Here is a 17,073-nt window from a genome sequence, read left to right on the forward strand (position 1 = left end):
CTCACTTCCTCACTTCCTCCTTCATCTCTTTCCTCTTCTGCAGCACTTTTTTATAATCACTTGGGAATACCTTTACAAAGTTCTTCAACTGATTATCAAAATCGTTCAAAATGAATTGTGCAACAGTGCTTCCTGTATAAGTATAGTGTTGTTGAATCAAATCCTTCAATAATTCGATATCCTCCTGCTCAACCGGATCAAGATCAACCATCTCTTTGTTACAATGGTCAGGAAAAACTCCTTTCACATCATAAATGAAAGCGATACCTCCACTCATACCCGCTGCGAAATTTCTGCCGGTATCTCCTAGAATAACTACAGTTCCACCAGTCATATATTCACAACCATGATCTCCTACACCTTCTACCACTGCAGTAGCTCCTGAGTTACGAACTGCAAATCGCTCGCCCGCTTTTCCCCGGATAAAGGAAAGACCGGATGTGGCTCCATAAAAAGCAACATTTCCAATGATGATATTATCTTCAGGTACAAAACTCGCCTGCAAGGATGGATATACCACCAGTTTCGCACCACTCAACCCTTTACCGAAATAATCATTCGCATCACCTTCCAGTTCAAGTGTTACACCTTTGGTATTGAAGGCGCCAAAACTTTGTCCAGCTGTTCCGGTAAATTTGAAATGAATGGTATCTTCCGGTAAACCTTTCTCTTTATATTTCTTCGAAATTTCATTGGAAAGAATGGTTCCTATTGTACGATCAGTATTCTTTACGTCAAAGGCAGCAAATACTTTTTGCTGATCGTTTAAGGCCGGTTTCGCTGCTTCCAGTAATTTCCAGTCGATTACTTCTGAAATTCCATGATCCTGCTCTTCCATATTATACAAACCGGTATACCTTGATGCGGGCTCTTTGTAGATCACCGGAGAAAGGTCCAGGTTTTTATATTTCCAATGCGTTACATCTGTACGCGCTTCCAGATAATCAACCTGTCCAACCATTTCATTGATGGTACGGAAACCTAATTCTGCCATAATTTCTCGCAGATCTTCTGTAATGAAGCGGAAAAAATTAACCACATGATCTGCATCGCCATTGAATCGTTTTCTTAATTCAGGATCCTGTGTGGCAACTCCAACCGGACAGGTATTCAGATGACATTTACGCATCATGATACATCCTTCAACAACAAGTGCTGCAGTTGCAATTCCCCACTCTTCGGCACCTAATAATGTTGCTATCGCAATATCACGTCCTGTTCTCATCTGTCCGTCTGCCTGCAATACCACCCTGCTTCTCAGTTTGTTTTTCAACAAGGTTTGATGCGATTCTGCCAATCCCAGTTCCCAGGGTAATCCGGCATGTCTGATTGAGCTGATTGGAGATGCACCGGTTCCTCCGTCATTACCTGCAATCAGTATAACATCAGCTTTCGCTTTTGCAACACCTGCTGCAATGGTTCCAACTCCCGCTTTGCTTACCAGTTTTACGCTGATTCGTGCTGCACGATTGGCATTTTTTAAATCGTAGATCAATTGTGCGAGATCCTCAATGGAATAAATATCATGGTGTGGGGGAGGAGAAATCAATCCAACACCAGGTGTAGAGTGACGTACCTTCCCAATCCATTCATCCACTTTATGTCCGGGTAACTGACCACCTTCACCCGGCTTTGCACCCTGTGCCATTTTAATCTGTAATTCATCTGCCATGGTCAGGTAGTAACTGGTTACGCCAAATCTTCCGGATGCAACCTGTTTAATGGCACTACGCATGGAATCGCCATTGGCCATCGTTTCATACCGCATATTATCTTCACCACCTTCACCCGTATTGGATTTTGCACCAATCCGATTCATTGCGATAGCCAGAGTGGAATGTGCTTCATGTGAAATCGAACCAAAACTCATAGCACCTGTTGCAAACCGCTTCATGATGCTTTCTGCCGGTTCAACCTCATCAATTGAAATAGACGGACGATTATTTTTGAATTGTAACTGACTTCTTAATGTCGCTGCTTTTACACTTTGATCATTTACCAGTTTCACATATTTTTTAAAGCTGGTATAATCATTCATCCTGGTAGAATATTGCAACAGGTGAATGCTCTGCGGATTAAACAGATGGAATTCTCCTTTTCGTTTCCACTGATATACACCACCTACCGGAAGCCGGTCAACAGGAATTTCTTTTTTGCTGAAGGCGAGGAAATGTTTGGCCAGTGCTTCTCTTGCAATTTCATCCAATCCCATCCCTTCAATGCGGGATGTGGCTCCTGTAAAATATTTGTCTACAACGGTTCTGTTCAGTCCGATGATTTCAAAAATCTGTGCACCCTGATAAGATTGCAGCGTGGAAATCCCCATTTTTGAAAACACTTTCAATAAACCATCGTTAACTGCTTTGATATAGTTTTTCTTTAACTGGTCCGGATCCAGGCTGGTTTCCATTTTTCCATTCAGTCGAAGATCGCGGATGGTAGACAAAGCGAGGTAGGGATTGATTGCAGTAGCACCAAATCCAATCAGGCAGGCAAAATGATGCACTTCCCAAACATCGCCTGCTTCTACAACCAGGCCAACCTGTCCGCGTAGTCCTTTTCTGATCAGGTGGTGATGAATGGCAGCAGTTGCAATCAGGGAAGGTATCGGTGCGTGATCAGAATCAATCGCGCGATCTGAAAGGATTAGTACCTCAAATCCATCCTGCGCCGCATCCACTGCATAGCGGCAGATTCTTTCCAGTGCTTTTTGAAGGGAGCCGGGTTTTCCGTCTGCACGAAAATAACATTGCAGGGTTTTAGCCTGAAAAACACCGGTATCTATACTTCTGATTTTCTCCAGCTCATGGTTATTTAAAACCGGATGTTTCAACGCCACACTATGCGCTGCCAATGGTTCTTCATTCAGCAGATTTCCATTATTGCCAACAAATGTGGCAAGCGACATTACCAGTCTTTCCCGAATAGGATCGATAGGCGGATTAGTTACCTGCGCAAACAGTTGTTTGAAATAACTGCTCAGGTGTTGGGGCTGATCACTCAGAATTGCAAGTGGAGTATCAGTTCCCATTGAGCCTACCGGCTCTTTTCCATCGATTGCCATTGGCGCAATAATGGTTTCAAGATCTTCCGTTGAATAGCCAAATGCTTTTTGGTATTTGAATACCTGATCATGTTCAAGATGGGTGAACAAAACCCTTGGCTCGGGTAATTCTTCCATCCTGATTTTATATTTATTCAGCCACTCTCCGTAAGGTTTTTGAGAGCAAATCTGTTCTTTCAATTCTTCATCACTGATAATGCGCCCCTGCTCCATATCCACAACAAACATCTTTCCAGGCTGCAGCCGACCCTTTTCTATAACGATGGATGGGTCAACCGGTAAGGCTCCTGTTTCGGATGCCATTATTACCCGGTCGTCATTGGTAACGCAATAGCGGGATGGACGTAATCCATTCCGGTCCAGTGTAGCACCAATAATTTTTCCATCAGTAAAAGAAATGGAAGCCGGGCCATCCCAGGGCTCCATAAAGGAGGCATGGAATTCGTAGAATGCTTTTTTAACCGGATCCATGCTGTCATTGCCATCCCATGCTTCCGGAATAAGCATCATCATTACATGGGGTAAGGAACGACCGGTGAGCGTCAACAGTTCAATCATATTATCAAGGCAGGCAGAATCAGACTGTCCATCTGTAACGATCGGCAGTAACATATCCATTTCTTCCTTGGTAAAATAAGGCGACGTGAATCCTTTTTCATTGGTGCGTAACCAGTTCAGGTTGCCCTGTACGGTATTGATTTCACCATTATGCGCTATATAACGAAATGGCTGGGCAAGTTTCCAGGAAGGGAAGGTGTTGGTGGCAAAACGGGAGTGTACCAACCCGAATGCACTTACAATTCTTTTATCATTCAGTTCGGTAAAATATCCCCTTACCTGATTACTGGTTAACTGACCTTTATAAACTACAGTTTTATAAGAGAGCGATGCGATGTAAAAACCGATGGCATCTTTTCTTACCGTATTGTTGATGGTATGACTTGCATAGTTGCGGAGAATAAAGAGTTTTCTTTCAAAATCCTCCGGATTGTTGATATGATCGGGACAGGCAATGAAAACATGTTCCATTTCCGGTTCCACGCTGAGTGCTGTGGCTCCAATGCCTTCTGTGTTAACGGGAACCTTACGGTAACCGATGATTTCGAGTCCCAGCTTCTCAGCAGCACGGTTGAAAATATCACGGCATTCTTCCCGTAATCGGATTTCCCTTGGAAAGAATAAGGCGCCAACACCATACCTTCCAAAAGAGGGCAGGTGGATACCGAGTTTCACACACTCATCAAAATAAAATTCATGGGGAACCTGAATCATTATACCTGCACCATCGCCGGTATTTGCTTCACATCCACAGGCACCACGATGCTCCATGTTTTCTAAAACGGTAAGTGCGTCTGAAATGATTTGATGCGATTTGTTGCTTTTGATATTCGCTACGAATCCAATTCCACAGGCGTCGTGCTCGAAAGAGGGGTGGTATAAACCCTGGTTGCTTGCCATCGTTGATAATGCAGTTTAGAAATTTTTTAATAAAATATACCTTCTGTTAGACAGAATTTAATATATGCAGCAAGCAAGGTTATGAATATACAACAAAAAATGAATATTCAGACCAGATATCCAAAAAGATTATCATCCTTATTCAATTCAATAAAGTTGATATTATATTGCTGCATGTTTTTCAACAGGATATGGTAATCTGCCGTACTTTTTAGTTCAATTCCAACCAGTGCCGGTCCGGTTTCTTTATTGTGTTTTTGCATGTATTCGAACCGTGTAATATCATCTGATGGTCCCAGGACAAAATTTACAAATTCTTTCAATGCGCCGGGTCGCTGTGCGAAGCGGATAAGAAAATAATGTTTGAGGCCCTCGTATTGAAGTGCTCTTTCCTTAATTTCCTGCATGCGGTCGATATCGTTATTGCTTCCGGAAACAATACAGACCACTTTTTTCCCCCTGATCTGGTCGGTATATTGATCAAGGGCAGCGATGGAGAGGGCCCCGGCGGGTTCCACTACGATCGCATCTTCATTGTATAGTTTTAAAATTTCTGCACAGATCCGCCCTTCCGGAACCAGCAGCATGTCTTTCAGTACATCCCGGCAAATCGGGAAGGTTTTTTCTCCCACCCGTTTAACCGCTGCGCCGTCCACAAATCGTTCAATATTCTCCAGTGTAACAGGATGGCCTTGCTTAAGTGCCTGGTACATAGACGGGGCGCCTTCCGGTTCAACACCTATTACCTGGGTGGATGGGGAATAAATTTTCAGGTAGCTGCCGACACCGGCAGAAAGTCCGCCTCCACCAACCGGTATAAATACAAAATCAGGATCTTGTAATTCTTCCAGTATTTCTACACCTACTGTTCCCTGCCCTTCTATAATACGCTCATCATCAAAAGGTGGAATAAATACCATTTCGTTCTCTTCCGTATAAGCTTTTGCAGCTGTTGCACAATCATCAAAAGTGTCGCCAACCAGGCGGATTTCAATCCAGTTTTCACCGAACATTTTTGTCTGATTGACCTTTTGGTTGGGGGTAATGATGGGCATAAATACCACACCTTTTACCTTCAGTTGCTTACAGCTGAAAGCAAAGCCCTGTGCGTGATTGCCTGCACTTGCACAAACAACTCCTTTATGCAGTTGTTCTTCCGGCAGGCTGCTCATCATGTTATATGCTCCTCTTAACTTATAACTTCTCACCACCTGCAGATCCTCCCTCTTCAGATATACATGGCAATTATAACGCCGGGATAAATTGGCGTTATAAGTAAGCGGCGTTTTTTTGATCACCTTTTTCAGGCGATGAGCCGCTTTGTGGAAGTCGAGTAGAAGCAAGGGGGGAGTGGTGAATGGTGAATGGTGAATGGTGAATAAGGTGAATAAGGTGAATGAGGTGAATGAGGTGAAAACGTGAATGAGGTGAATGGTGTACGTCAACTATTCACTTATTCACCTCATTCACCTTATTCACCTCCTTTACCTTATTTTCCTTGGTTTTCCGGACGCAAACTGCGTACAGTCTTACCTGCCTGCCACATTTCACTGTCGCGTAGTTCTTTCAGTTCTACTTCCAGTTTTTCACGATAATCAGGTTGGCTGTTCAGATCAATCGAACGCTGTGATTCTTTTCCGGTTGCAACACTCTCGTACAATTCTTTGAACACAGGAGCGGTTGCATCACGGAATTTCTTCCACCAGTCGAGTGCACCACGCTGTGCAGTGGTTGAACAGTTGGCGTACATCCAGTCCATTCCGTTTTCTGCTACCAACGGCATCAGTGATTGTGTCAGCTCTTCAACAGTTTCATTGAAAGCTTCAGAAGGAGTATGTCCTTTATCACGCAGCACCTGATATTGTGCAGCAAAGATTCCCTGAATGGCTCCCATCAGGGTTCCTCTTTCGCCGGTAAGGTCAGAATATACTTCTTTTTTGAAATCAGTCTCGAACAGGTATCCACTTCCTACTGCAATGCCCAAAGCAATTACACGATCTTTTGCTTTTCCGGTTGCATCCTGGAAAATTGCATAAGAACTGTTCAGTCCGCGTCCCTGAAGGAACATCCGACGGAGTGAAGTACCACTTCCTTTTGGTGCTACCAGGAATACATCAACATCAGCAGGTGGAATAATTCCGGTTTGCTCATTGAAGGTAATACCGAAACCATGAGAGAAATAAAGTGCTTTACCCGGAGTCAGGTGTTTTTTCACCGTAGGCCATAATGCAATCTGGGCTGCATCACTCAGCAGATAACAAATGATGGTGCCGCGTTCCAATGCTTCCTCAATTTCAAAAAGTGTTTCACCGGGAACAAAACCATCCGCAATTGCTTTATCCCAGGTTTTGGAATTTTTACGCTGACCAACAATTACGTTGATTCCGTTATCACGTTGGTTCAGTGCCTGCCCGGGTCCCTGTACTCCATATCCGATTACAGCTACGGTTTCATTTTTCAATACTTCCTGGGCTTTTGCCAGAGGAAACTCTTCGCGCGTTACTACATTCTCTTCCAGTCCGCCGAAATTTAATTTTGCCATGGTTTTAAATAATTAAGAATTTATACTATTGTTTGTTTTTTAATTTCACCTTTCACGTCTCACCTTTCACCTTTCACATTGTAAACACCTCGTCCTGTTTATCCAAAAACTCATTTTCCACTACTTCCTCACTTGGCTCCAATGCTTCAAACTCCCGAAGTTTTTCATGAAATCCACTACTCGCTTTAATAATTGCCACCCTTGCACTCCGTACAAATTCGATCAGCCCATAGGGTTCCAATACAGTAATAAGCTTATCCGTTTCTTCACGATGGCCCGTTGTTTCAAATACGGTATAATCTTTCCGGATTACAACAGCCCTTGCACCATGCTCTCTGAGTAATCGTTCTACTTTTACATGTTCTGCAATTTCATCAGTAGATACTTTATATAGGGCCAGTTCCTGCCAGATCAATTCCTCATTGTTATTGTAATAGGCTTTTAATACTTCTACCTGTTTTTCGATTTGACGAACCAGTTTTTTTACCACTTCTTCCATCTCATGAATCACGATTGTAAAGCGATGTATTCCTTCCACCTCGGATGGTGAAGTATTCAGACTCTCCACATTTATTTTTCTTCTTGAAAAAATGATGGCGATGCGGTTCAGTAAGCCAATCTGGTTTTCTGTATAAACCGTTATGGTATATTCCTGCTTGTTCATTTTTCTGTTTTTAGTTTTTGTTGGATTACTTCAATCGGATCTCCGCAACACTGCAGCCCTGAGGAACCATCGGGAATACATTGTTTTCTTTACCTACCATCACTTCCAACAGGTAGGCGCCATCGTGATTGAGCATGGTGGACAGCACATCGCGCAAATCCTTTCTTTCCCGAATGCTGTTACCCTCAATGCGGTATCCTTTGGCAACCTGTACAAAATCCGGACTGGTAATATTCACGAAGGAATATCGGCGGTCATGAAAGAGTTGTTGCCACTGACGTACCATTCCCAAAAACTCATTATTCAGGATCAGGATTTTTACATTTACATTAAACTGCATGATAGTACCCAGTTCCTGTAAGGTCATCTGAAAACCTCCATCACCAATTACTGCAACCACAGTTCTTTTCGGGTCACCATATTTTGCACCGATTGCCGCAGGTAATGCAAATCCCATGGTACCTAATCCACCTGAAGTAACATTACTCTTCGTCTGATTAAAATTGGCATAGCGGCAGGCAACCATCTGGTGTTGACCAACATCGGTTACTATGATGGCATCTCCCCCGGTTAATTCATTCAGTATATTAATAACCTCACCCATGGAAAGAACCTCTGTAGTCGGATGCAATTCCGGCTGGATGCATTGTTCCTGTTCCTGCTTTTCATAATCACGGAATCGTTGTAACCACTGCGGATAAACCTTCGGTTCTATTAAAGAGGTAAGAATTGGTAAGGTGTCTTTACAATCGCCCCAAACAGGTACAGTTGCTTTCACATTTTTATCTATTTCTGCCGGATCAATATCCAGATGAATCACTTTAGCCTGCTTGGCATATTTATCCAATCGACCGGTTACCCGATCATCAAAGCGCATCCCAATTGCAATTAGCAAATCACACTCGTTTGTCAGCACATTTGGTCCATAATTACCATGCATTCCCAACATACCAACAGCCAGGGGGTGATCGGTTGGTATCGCACTCATACCCATAATGGTCCAGGCGGATGGAATGCCCGCTTTCTCAATAAACTGTATGAATTCTTTCTCTGCTTTTCCAAGGATCACACCTTGTCCAAAAATTACAAAAGGTTGTTTGGCTTCATTGATCAACGCTGCAGCCTGTTCAATATATTCTTTACGAACAATTGGTTTGGGCCGGTAACTTCTTACATGATCACATTTTTTATACCCTTCGTATTCGAATAATTGTAGCTGGGCATTTTTGGTGATATCAATCAAAACAGGTCCTGGCCGTCCGCTTCTTGCTATATAAAAAGCCTTCGCCATTACAGCCGGAATTTCAGCGGCATCCGTTACCTGATAATTCCATTTGGTAACCGGAGTAGTTATATTGATTACATCCGTTTCCTGAAAGGCATCTGTTCCCAACAGGTGCGCAAATACCTGACCGGTAATGGCTACAACCGGAGTTGAATCGATCATGGCATCTGCCAGTCCGGTTACCAGATTCGTAGCACCCGGACCACTGGTGGCAAATACCACCCCAACATTTCCGGAGGTGCGCGCAAATCCCTGAGCAGCATGGATTCCTCCCTGTTCGTGCCGAACAAGGATATGTTCCAGTTTTTCTGAATAATCATAGAGGGCATCATAGATGGGCATAATGGCTCCACCCGGATAACCAAAAATGGTTTTAACTCCTTCCGCAATCAATGCTTCCAGTACTGCTTTTGAACCACTGATGGTCTCAGTCTTCGTCGGTAACGCAGCCTTCTGCGGCTGACTTAACGTGCTTTGCATATTTATAAAGAATTCCTTTAGTTACTTTTAATGAGGGTTGTTTCCAGTTGGCTTTTCGCTGATCAATCACGCTCTGTTCCACTTTAAGATTGATCGAATTATTTACTGCATCCAGTTCAATGATATCATCGTCCTGAACCAATCCGATCAGTCCGCCTTCAAATGCTTCAGGCGTGATATGTCCGACGACAAACCCATGCGTACCTCCACTGAACCTGCCATCAGTAATCAGGGCAACGGATTTGCCCAAACCTGCACCAATTATAGCGGAGGTTGGTTTCAACATTTCCGGCATACCTGGGGCACCCTTCGGTCCAACCTGACGAATTACCACTACATCACCTGCTTTTACACGTCCACTGCTGATGCCTTTGATTAATTCGAATTCGCCATCAAACACTCTGGCCGGGCCAACAAATTTCTCTCCTTCTTTACCGCTGATTTTTGCAACACTGCCGCCTTCCGCCAAATTGCCATAAAGAATCTGCAGATGTCCGGTTGCTTTCAACGGAGTTTCCAGTGGAAGAATAATTTTTTGCGCCTCAAAATCCAGGTCCGGCACTTCTGCCAGGTTTTCTGCAATTGTTTTTCCGGTAACTGTCAGACAATCGCCGTGTAGTAAACCTTTACTTAATAAATATTTCATGACAGAAGGAACACCTCCATGCTGGTGTAAATCCTGCATCAGGTATTTTCCACTTGGTTTGAAATCAGCCAAAACCGGAGTCTTGTCGCTGATCGCCTGAATATCATCCTGTGTTAATGAAACATCCACACTTTTTGCCATTGCAATTAAATGCAATACCGCATTGGTGGAACCTCCTAAAATCATGATAACAGTAATCGCATTTTCAAATGCTTTACGCGTCATGATATCACTTGGTTTGATATCTTTTTCCAGTAATAAACGGATGGCTTTTCCGGCTGCTTTACACTCATCCTGTTTTTCCTGGCTTAATGCCGGATTAGAGGAAGAGTAGGGGAGACTCATACCTAATGCCTCAATAGCCGAAGCCATGGTATTGGCGGTGTACATACCACCGCAGGCACCGGCACCCGGACAGGAATGCTGTACAATCCCTTTAAAATCTGCTTCGGATAATTGTCCGGCAATTTTTTGTCCCAACGCTTCAAATGCAGATACAATATTCAGATCCTGCCCCTTGTAATGACCCGGTGCAATAGTACCGCCATAAACCATGATAGATGGTCGATTCAGCCGTCCCATCGCTATAATGGAACCTGGCATATTTTTATCACATCCGGGTACTGCAATCAATCCGTCATAATATTGTGCGCCGCATACTGCCTCAATGGAGTCTGCAATAATATCTCTGCTTACAAGTGAATAACGCATTCCATCCGTTCCATTGCTAATGCCGTCACTTACACCGATGGTGTTGAAAATTAGTCCAACCAGATTTTCCTGCCAGATACTTTCCTTGATGGTTTTCGACAAATCATTCAGGTGCATATTACAGGTGTTGCCGTCATAACCCATACTGGCTACGCCCACCTGTGCTTTTGCGAGGTCTTCATCTGTTAATCCTATACCGTACAACATCGCCTGCGCAGCGGGTTGCGTTGGGTCTTGTGTAATTGTTCTGGAGTACTTGTTTAACTGGTTCGACATGTGCAAACTGGTTGTTTAATATGTTGGTTGTTTATGCTATAAAAAAACGATCCGCCCTTTGGAGGCGGATCGTTCGTAATTCGTTTTTGAAACCTTATTACATACTGTTACCACCTCCTGCAAAGACAGGAATAATCACCACCACCACAATAATGACTGTGGTAAGCAAATGACTGATTAATTTGGTAGTAATTGTATTCATTGGTTCGATGAAACACGAATATACTACCTCTGCTGATAAATAAAAAAAGAGCTTCGATTATTTTTTCAGATAATCGTTGACTTCCGCAACTCGATATTTTCTGAATGCAGTTCATTGGGAATTTTATCCTGAATGAGGTCTGCAACCAATTCACCGATAGTGGAAGTAAAATAAAAATTCATCGGGTCAATATCTTTCGTCACAAATCCGTTGTCAAGGGTCCATTGAATTGCTGCTTTAACTTTAGCAGCCTCCACTGTCAACCCAAAATGATCCAACATCATGGCCGCTGAAAGAATGGAACCAAGCGGATTGGCAATATCCTTTCCGGCAGCCTGAGGATAGGAGCCATGAATGGGTTCAAAAAGGGCACTGCCATTTCCTACCGATGCTGATGGTAATAACCCCAATGATCCAGTTAATACACTGGCTTCATCACTCAGAATATCACCAAACATATTTTCTGTCAGGATCACATCAAACTGCGCAGGATTCAGAATTAACTGCATAGCAGCGTTGTCTACAAATAGAAAATCGACGGATACATCCGGGTACTGACCCTGCATTTCCCGCACCAGCTTTCTCCACAGTCGCGAGGTTTCCAATACATTGGCTTTGTCTACCAATGTCAGTTTCTTTTTTCGCTGGCTTGCTGCCTGAAAAGCAAGATGGGCGATCCGTTCGATTTCATTCTTCGTATAGGCGCAATCATCAGAGGCCATATTGCCATCGGCTGACAATGTTTTGTTGCCAAAATAGATTCCTCCGGTTAACTCACGAAAAATCAAAAAATCCACACCTTCCAGGTATTTGGCTTTTAACGGAGTTAAATGCTGGAGGGAAGGATAGGTGATAACCGGACGTATATTGGCGAATAATTGTAATGATTTACGCAATTTCAGGAGTCCCTGTTCCGGACGCACGGTGGCTGCAGGGTCATTATCGAAACGGGGATGACCGATTGCACCAAATAAAATAGCATCGCTGTTCAAACAAAGTTCAATGGTTGCATCGGGAAGGGGATTGCCGGTTTTGTCAATGGCATCTGCACCCATCAATCCATATTCATAATGAAAATAATGATTGAACTGACTGGCAACAGCATTCAACACATGAATGGCCTGCCGGGTAACTTCCGGCCCAACACCATCCCCCATAATTACAGCGATCTTTTTTTCCATGGTTGTTTTATTGGGAAACAGCCAAAGAATGTGCTTTTGCTAAAAGCTCCAGGTCTTCGTCGCTCACTTCTTTTTTCGTATCGGCTACTTCAAGGAATTTTGCATAGAGTTCATCAATATCATTCCGGTTAAACTGATGGCCCAGTTTCTGGAAACGATAGGCGAGTGCACTTCGGCCACTGCGCGCCGTCAACACTATTTTGGAACTATCTGCCCCTACTTCTTCCGGTGCTATAATTTCATAGGTACTGGTATCTTTCAGGAATCCATCCTGGTGGATACCGGAAGAATGGGAAAACGCATTGGCTCCAACAATAGCCTTATTAGGTTGTACCGGCATGCGCATGGTATCAGCTACTTTCCGGCTCATCGGGTTCAGTTGAGTTGCATCAATTCCGGTAAAAAATCCCAGCGTAGCATGTTGTTTGATGACCATTACAACTTCTTCGAGGGAGGTGTTTCCTGCACGCTCACCCAGGCCATTGATCGTACACTCAATTTGCCGTGCACCGGCAATAATTCCGGCGATGGAATTGGCGGTTGCCAGTCCGAGGTCATTGTGACAATGGCAGCTCAGAACTGCTTTATCCACATTGGGAACATTATTGATCAGATAGGCAATTTTCTCTCCATATTGGTGAGGAAGGCAATAGCCGGTGGTATCCGGAATATTTACAGTGGTTGCTCCTGCAGCAATAACAGCTTCCACAACACGGGCCAGGTATTCATTGTTTGTACGGCCGGCATCCTCCGCATAAAATTCCACATCGTCTGTGAAATTGCGGGCCCATTTTACACATTGGATGGCACGTTGCAGAATTTCTTCCCTCGTGCTATTGAATTTTGATTTAATATGAAAATCAGAGGTCCCGATTCCGGTATGTATTCTTTTACGTGCAGCCGGCTTCAGAGCAGCGGCGGCAACCTCAATATCTTTCTGAACAGCGCGACTCAGCCCGCAAACCACTGCATTCTTTAAGAGTTTGGCAATTTCATTAACCGCTTCAAAATCTCCGGGAGAGGAAATGGGAAAGCCGGCTTCGAGTATATCAACCCCCATGGATTCGAGTTCCAGTGCCAATTCAATTTTTTCCTTCTTATTGAGTTTGCAACCGGGCACCTGTTCGCCATCCCGGAGAGTGGTGTCGAAAATGAAGATTTTTTGATCCATATATAAGGCTGTGTGTTTAAATAAAAGTGCAGGTACCGTAAGCTGGTTTTGCTTGCTATGATCTGCATTACGGCCACCTGCTTCCCGAAAGTACCGATAGGAGGATGCGAAAAGAAATCAAAATGCCTCGTATATTACAGCGGTTAATGCCCTCTAAATCGGCTGAAACGCCCTGTAGATAAGGATTTTTAATTTGATATATTACGATGCCCAACAGATCCATAGATCCCCTGTTTCAACTGATCAAAACGCTGGAGAAGTCCGAAAAGCGGAATTTCAAGCTGTATGTAACCCGTAATACCTCTGCCGATAATTTAAAAGTGATTGAGCTTTTTGATGCTCTTGACAAATTGACAGAATATGATGAAACAGCCCTGCTGAAAAAGACACCCGGTATCAAAAAACAGCAGTTAAGCAACCTGAAAGCGCATTTGTATAAATCGGTTTTATCCAGTTTATTACTCATAAAGGATGAACAAAACATTGATATTCAATTACATGAGCAAATGGGTTATGCCCGCTTGCTGTACAATAAGGGATTGTATCACCAGAGTTTAAAAATTCTGGACAAACTCAAGGACCTGGCCCGCCAGCACCACCAGGTCAGTTTTCTCATCCAGGCCCTGTTTTTTGAGAAAAAGATCGAAGCCCTGCATATAACCCGTAGCAGTGAACACCGGGCGAAGAGTCTGGTTACGGAATCGGAGGAGGTTGTTAGCCGGATCAAGGCCATTAATGACAGTTCCAATCTTTCTTTGCTTTTGTATGATTGGTATATCCGTCATGGACATGCACGCAACCAGCAGGATGAGGCCGAGCTTAAAACATTTTTTGAGCAGCATATGCCTGAGCGGGTAAAACAGTATCATGGTTTTTATGAAGAGTTATATGTAAACCAGAGTTATTGCTGGTATGCGTTTATCCGACAGGATTTTTTGATGTATTACCGGTATGCTGCAAAATGGGTGGAATTATTTCAGAAATATCCGGATATGGTGAAAGTGGAGACCCTTCAGTATATAAAAGGACTTCATAATCTGTTGAGCTCGCATTTCGATTTGAAAAATGAGGAGGGTTTTACCAAATCACTTCGATTATTTGAAGAGCTGGAGCAAAATGAAGTAGTGCAGCAAAATGACAATAACCGGATTCAGGCATTTGTTTATCTCCAGCAGGGAAAAATTAACCAGTTTTTCATGACCGGAAGATTTACGGAAGGCCTGGAAATTGTTCCCTACCTCCAGGAGAAACTCGAAGAATATCAACTGCAATTGGATCGTCACAGAATCCTTGTTTTTTATTATAAAATTGCCTGTTTGTATTTTGGAAGTGGGGATAATGAAAAGGCCATTGATTATTTACAGAAAATTATCAACTGGCGGGTGGATTTAAGAACAGATTTACAATGTTATGCGCGCCTGCTTCATTTAATTGCTCATTATGAATTAGGAAATTTTGATTTGCTGGAATACCTGGTAAAATCTGTGTACCGTTTTATGGCGAAGATGGGCAGCTTAAGTATTGTGGAAGAGGAGATGTTCAGCTTTCTGCGCAAATCCTTTCAGTTTGCAGCAGGGGATGAAAAAGCAGCATTTCAGCAATTGCTGACACGAATAAAACCCTATGAAAATGATCCCCGGGAAACCAGAACCTTCTCTTATCTTGATGTCATCTCCTGGCTCGAAAGTAAAATAGAAGGTATACCTGTTCAGGAAGTGATCCGTAGAAAATACCTGACAAGTAAGCGGAAGAAATAAGTTGTATAGCCAACTAATACAAAAAGGGTTAAAATACCCTGCCGATTTTAAAGCCCGTTTAAAAGTGGTTTTTTAATATTGTTATTACCTGTTTAACCTGATCGGGTAGTATTCAGTATAATGTCACGAGTATTAAAAAAGGAACAATTCAGTGCCAGAGCCTATATGCAATTGGCCATTGAGGAAATGCTCAAATCTTTACATGAGCCTAGGTCTGATGGAAAAATACCACCAAAAGTTGGCGCAGTTTTGCTATTCCCAAATGGAGAAATAGTCAGAGCTCACAGAGGCGAACTGAGAGAGGGAAACCATGCTGAATTTACTCTATTAGAGAGGAAGTTGACAAATAAAAAACTAGATGATTGTATCTTGTTTACCACCTTGGAACCTTGCCACCAAAGGAACAATCCGAAGCTTGCCTGTTGTAAAAGAACAACAAATGCAAAGATAAAAGCTGTTTTTGTTGGAATTGAAGATCCGGATCCAACAGTTTCAGGAAAAGGAATCGCCCACCTTGAAAAACATGGTGTTAAGGTTATGATGTTTGACCGAGACCTTCAGAAAAAAATAGAAAAAGAGAACAAAGCATTTTTGGAACAGGCAATTGAGCGCAAACAGGCTGAAGCAGAAGAAGAAACCCCTTCAGAAATTGAGCTACCGGTAACAAAATTTGAAATGGAGGAATTATCCACTGAGGCTATGCAAAAATTCATTAAAGAAGCCAATCTTCCATATGCAATTGAACAGAATGAATTCAGGAGGTATTTAACCAATGTAGGAGTACTCGCATTAGATAAGAAAACAAATCAAATAAAACCAACCGTTTTTGGTATTTTGTTATTTGGAATTGACCCAAGGGTTACTTTCAAGCAGTCTTCACTCAAATGTTCGGTTGATTACGGAAGCGGAAAAATTGAAGTTAAAGAGTTTGATCAACCAATAGTATTAATTCCTGATTTAGTTGAAGAATGGATAAGGAAGGTATTGCCGGCATCAAAAAATACGTCCTCATTTAAACGTAAGGATATGCCAGCATTTCCGATTGAAGTTCTTCGTGAAGCGGTAATCAATGCAATAGTTCACAGAGATTATTCAATAGGCAGTGCTAAATCGTATTTGCAAATCAGTCCCGAAAAAATTATTGTGAAGAGCCCGGGTGCTCCGCTTCCATCGATATCATTAGATCAGCTGAATACATTTAAAGCATCTTCAATAAGTCGCAATCCAATTATCACTTATGTTTTTAATAAAATGGGATTCATAGAAGAAATGGGATTTGGTATGGATGTTTTGAAATCCTTGCATCTGAAGTATGGCTTACCATTGCCTGAATATTCATATGAAGATCCTTTTCTGATATTGACATTTCCCCGTTCCTACGAGACAGTAAAAAATACAATCCGAAATAATGGAATTAACAGGCTTAGTCAGGAAGAACGGATAGGGTATGAGTTCATTAAGGTGAACGAGTCTGTTAAAAGAAAGCAGTACGAGGACTATTTTAAGATGGATAAAAAGAAAGCGGAAAGACATTTGACGAAAATGGTGGAAGAAGGCCTAATTAGTAGAAAAGGATCCGGGCCTGGCACCTATTATGAAGTTAGTGCAACCTGAAATAAGCGTTATATGTCGCGAT

10 protein-coding genes are annotated in these 17,073 nt (G+C 42.8%); 2 read left to right on the forward strand and 8 right to left on the reverse strand.

All coding sequences use genetic code 11. The features are described 5' to 3' along the window. Position 1: 1 nt before the first annotated feature. The 8 genes from gltB to B2746_RS09545 all read right to left on the reverse strand — a co-directional run bounded on the left by gltB (position 2) and on the right by B2746_RS09545 (position 13,680). On the reverse strand, positions 2-4,522 hold the full coding sequence (gene gltB, locus B2746_RS09510; RefSeq protein WP_290792699.1) for a glutamate synthase large subunit: 4,521 nt from the start codon (positions 4,520-4,522) through the stop codon (positions 2-4). Positions 4,523-4,629: 107 nt separating this feature from the next. Further along, on the reverse strand, positions 4,630-5,865 hold the full coding sequence (ilvA, locus tag B2746_RS09515; protein ID WP_290792701.1) for a threonine ammonia-lyase IlvA: 1,236 nt from the start codon (positions 5,863-5,865) through the stop codon (positions 4,630-4,632). Positions 5,866-6,011: 146 nt separating this feature from the next. Beyond that, positions 6,012-7,064 carry a ketol-acid reductoisomerase gene (ilvC, locus tag B2746_RS09520; protein ID WP_290792703.1) on the reverse strand — a complete coding sequence of 351 codons (1,053 nt, stop codon included), beginning with the start codon at positions 7,062-7,064 and terminating at the stop codon, positions 6,012-6,014. Between the two features lie 73 nt (positions 7,065-7,137). After that, positions 7,138-7,728, reverse strand: coding sequence for an acetolactate synthase small subunit (gene ilvN, locus B2746_RS09525; protein WP_290792706.1), 591 nt, complete (start codon positions 7,726-7,728; stop codon positions 7,138-7,140). Between the two features lie 25 nt (positions 7,729-7,753). Continuing rightward, on the reverse strand, positions 7,754-9,493 hold the full coding sequence (ilvB, locus tag B2746_RS09530) for a biosynthetic-type acetolactate synthase large subunit (RefSeq protein ID WP_290792708.1): 1,740 nt from the start codon (positions 9,491-9,493) through the stop codon (positions 7,754-7,756). Then, on the reverse strand, positions 9,441-11,126 hold the full coding sequence (gene ilvD, locus B2746_RS09535) for a dihydroxy-acid dehydratase (RefSeq protein ID WP_290792710.1): 1,686 nt from the start codon (positions 11,124-11,126) through the stop codon (positions 9,441-9,443). Before ilvD ends, ilvB begins: the two co-directional genes overlap by 53 nt. Positions 11,127-11,393: 267 nt before the next feature. Further along, the gene (leuB, locus tag B2746_RS09540) at positions 11,394-12,509 is read right to left on the reverse strand and encodes a 3-isopropylmalate dehydrogenase (protein ID WP_290792712.1); all 1,116 of its coding nucleotides are present in this window, start codon (positions 12,507-12,509) and stop codon (positions 11,394-11,396) included. Between the two features lie 7 nt (positions 12,510-12,516). Then, positions 12,517-13,680 (reverse strand): 2-isopropylmalate synthase, encoded by a 1,164-nt coding sequence (locus tag B2746_RS09545; RefSeq protein WP_290792714.1) that lies wholly within the window; start codon positions 13,678-13,680, stop codon positions 12,517-12,519. A 206-nt stretch (positions 13,681-13,886) separates the two neighbouring features. On the opposite strand from B2746_RS09545, the gene B2746_RS09550 reads away from it, so the two are divergent. Beyond that, positions 13,887-15,437, forward strand: a complete 1,551-nt coding sequence (locus B2746_RS09550; RefSeq protein ID WP_290792717.1) for a hypothetical protein — start codon at positions 13,887-13,889, stop codon at positions 15,435-15,437. A gap of 120 nt (positions 15,438-15,557) precedes the next feature. Continuing rightward, the gene (locus B2746_RS09555) at positions 15,558-17,051 is read left to right on the forward strand and encodes an ATP-binding protein (RefSeq protein ID WP_290792719.1); all 1,494 of its coding nucleotides are present in this window, start codon (positions 15,558-15,560) and stop codon (positions 17,049-17,051) included. Positions 17,052-17,073: the final 22 nt, after the last annotated feature.

The sequence above is a fragment of the Flavihumibacter sp. UBA7668 genome, assembly GCF_002483205.1.
GTDB lineage: Bacteria > Bacteroidota > Bacteroidia > Chitinophagales > Chitinophagaceae > Flavihumibacter.

Coding starts and splice junctions, on each gene's coding strand:
- B2746_RS09555 (WP_290792719.1), top strand. CDS start 15,558: ATGTCACGAGTATTAAAAAAGGAACAATTCAGTGCCAGAGCCTATATG.
- ilvC (WP_290792703.1), bottom strand. CDS start 7,064: ATGGCAAAATTAAATTTCGGCGGACTGGAAGAGAATGTAGTAACGCGC.
- ilvD (WP_290792710.1), bottom strand. CDS start 11,126: ATGTCGAACCAGTTAAACAAGTACTCCAGAACAATTACACAAGACCCA.
- B2746_RS09550 (WP_290792717.1), top strand. CDS start 13,887: ATGCCCAACAGATCCATAGATCCCCTGTTTCAACTGATCAAAACGCTG.
- gltB (WP_290792699.1), bottom strand. CDS start 4,522: ATGGCAAGCAACCAGGGTTTATACCACCCCTCTTTCGAGCACGACGCC.
- ilvB (WP_290792708.1), bottom strand. CDS start 9,493: ATGCAAAGCACGTTAAGTCAGCCGCAGAAGGCTGCGTTACCGACGAAG.
- ilvN (WP_290792706.1), bottom strand. CDS start 7,728: ATGAACAAGCAGGAATATACCATAACGGTTTATACAGAAAACCAGATT.
- leuB (WP_290792712.1), bottom strand. CDS start 12,509: ATGGAAAAAAAGATCGCTGTAATTATGGGGGATGGTGTTGGGCCGGAA.
- B2746_RS09545 (WP_290792714.1), bottom strand. CDS start 13,680: ATGGATCAAAAAATCTTCATTTTCGACACCACTCTCCGGGATGGCGAA.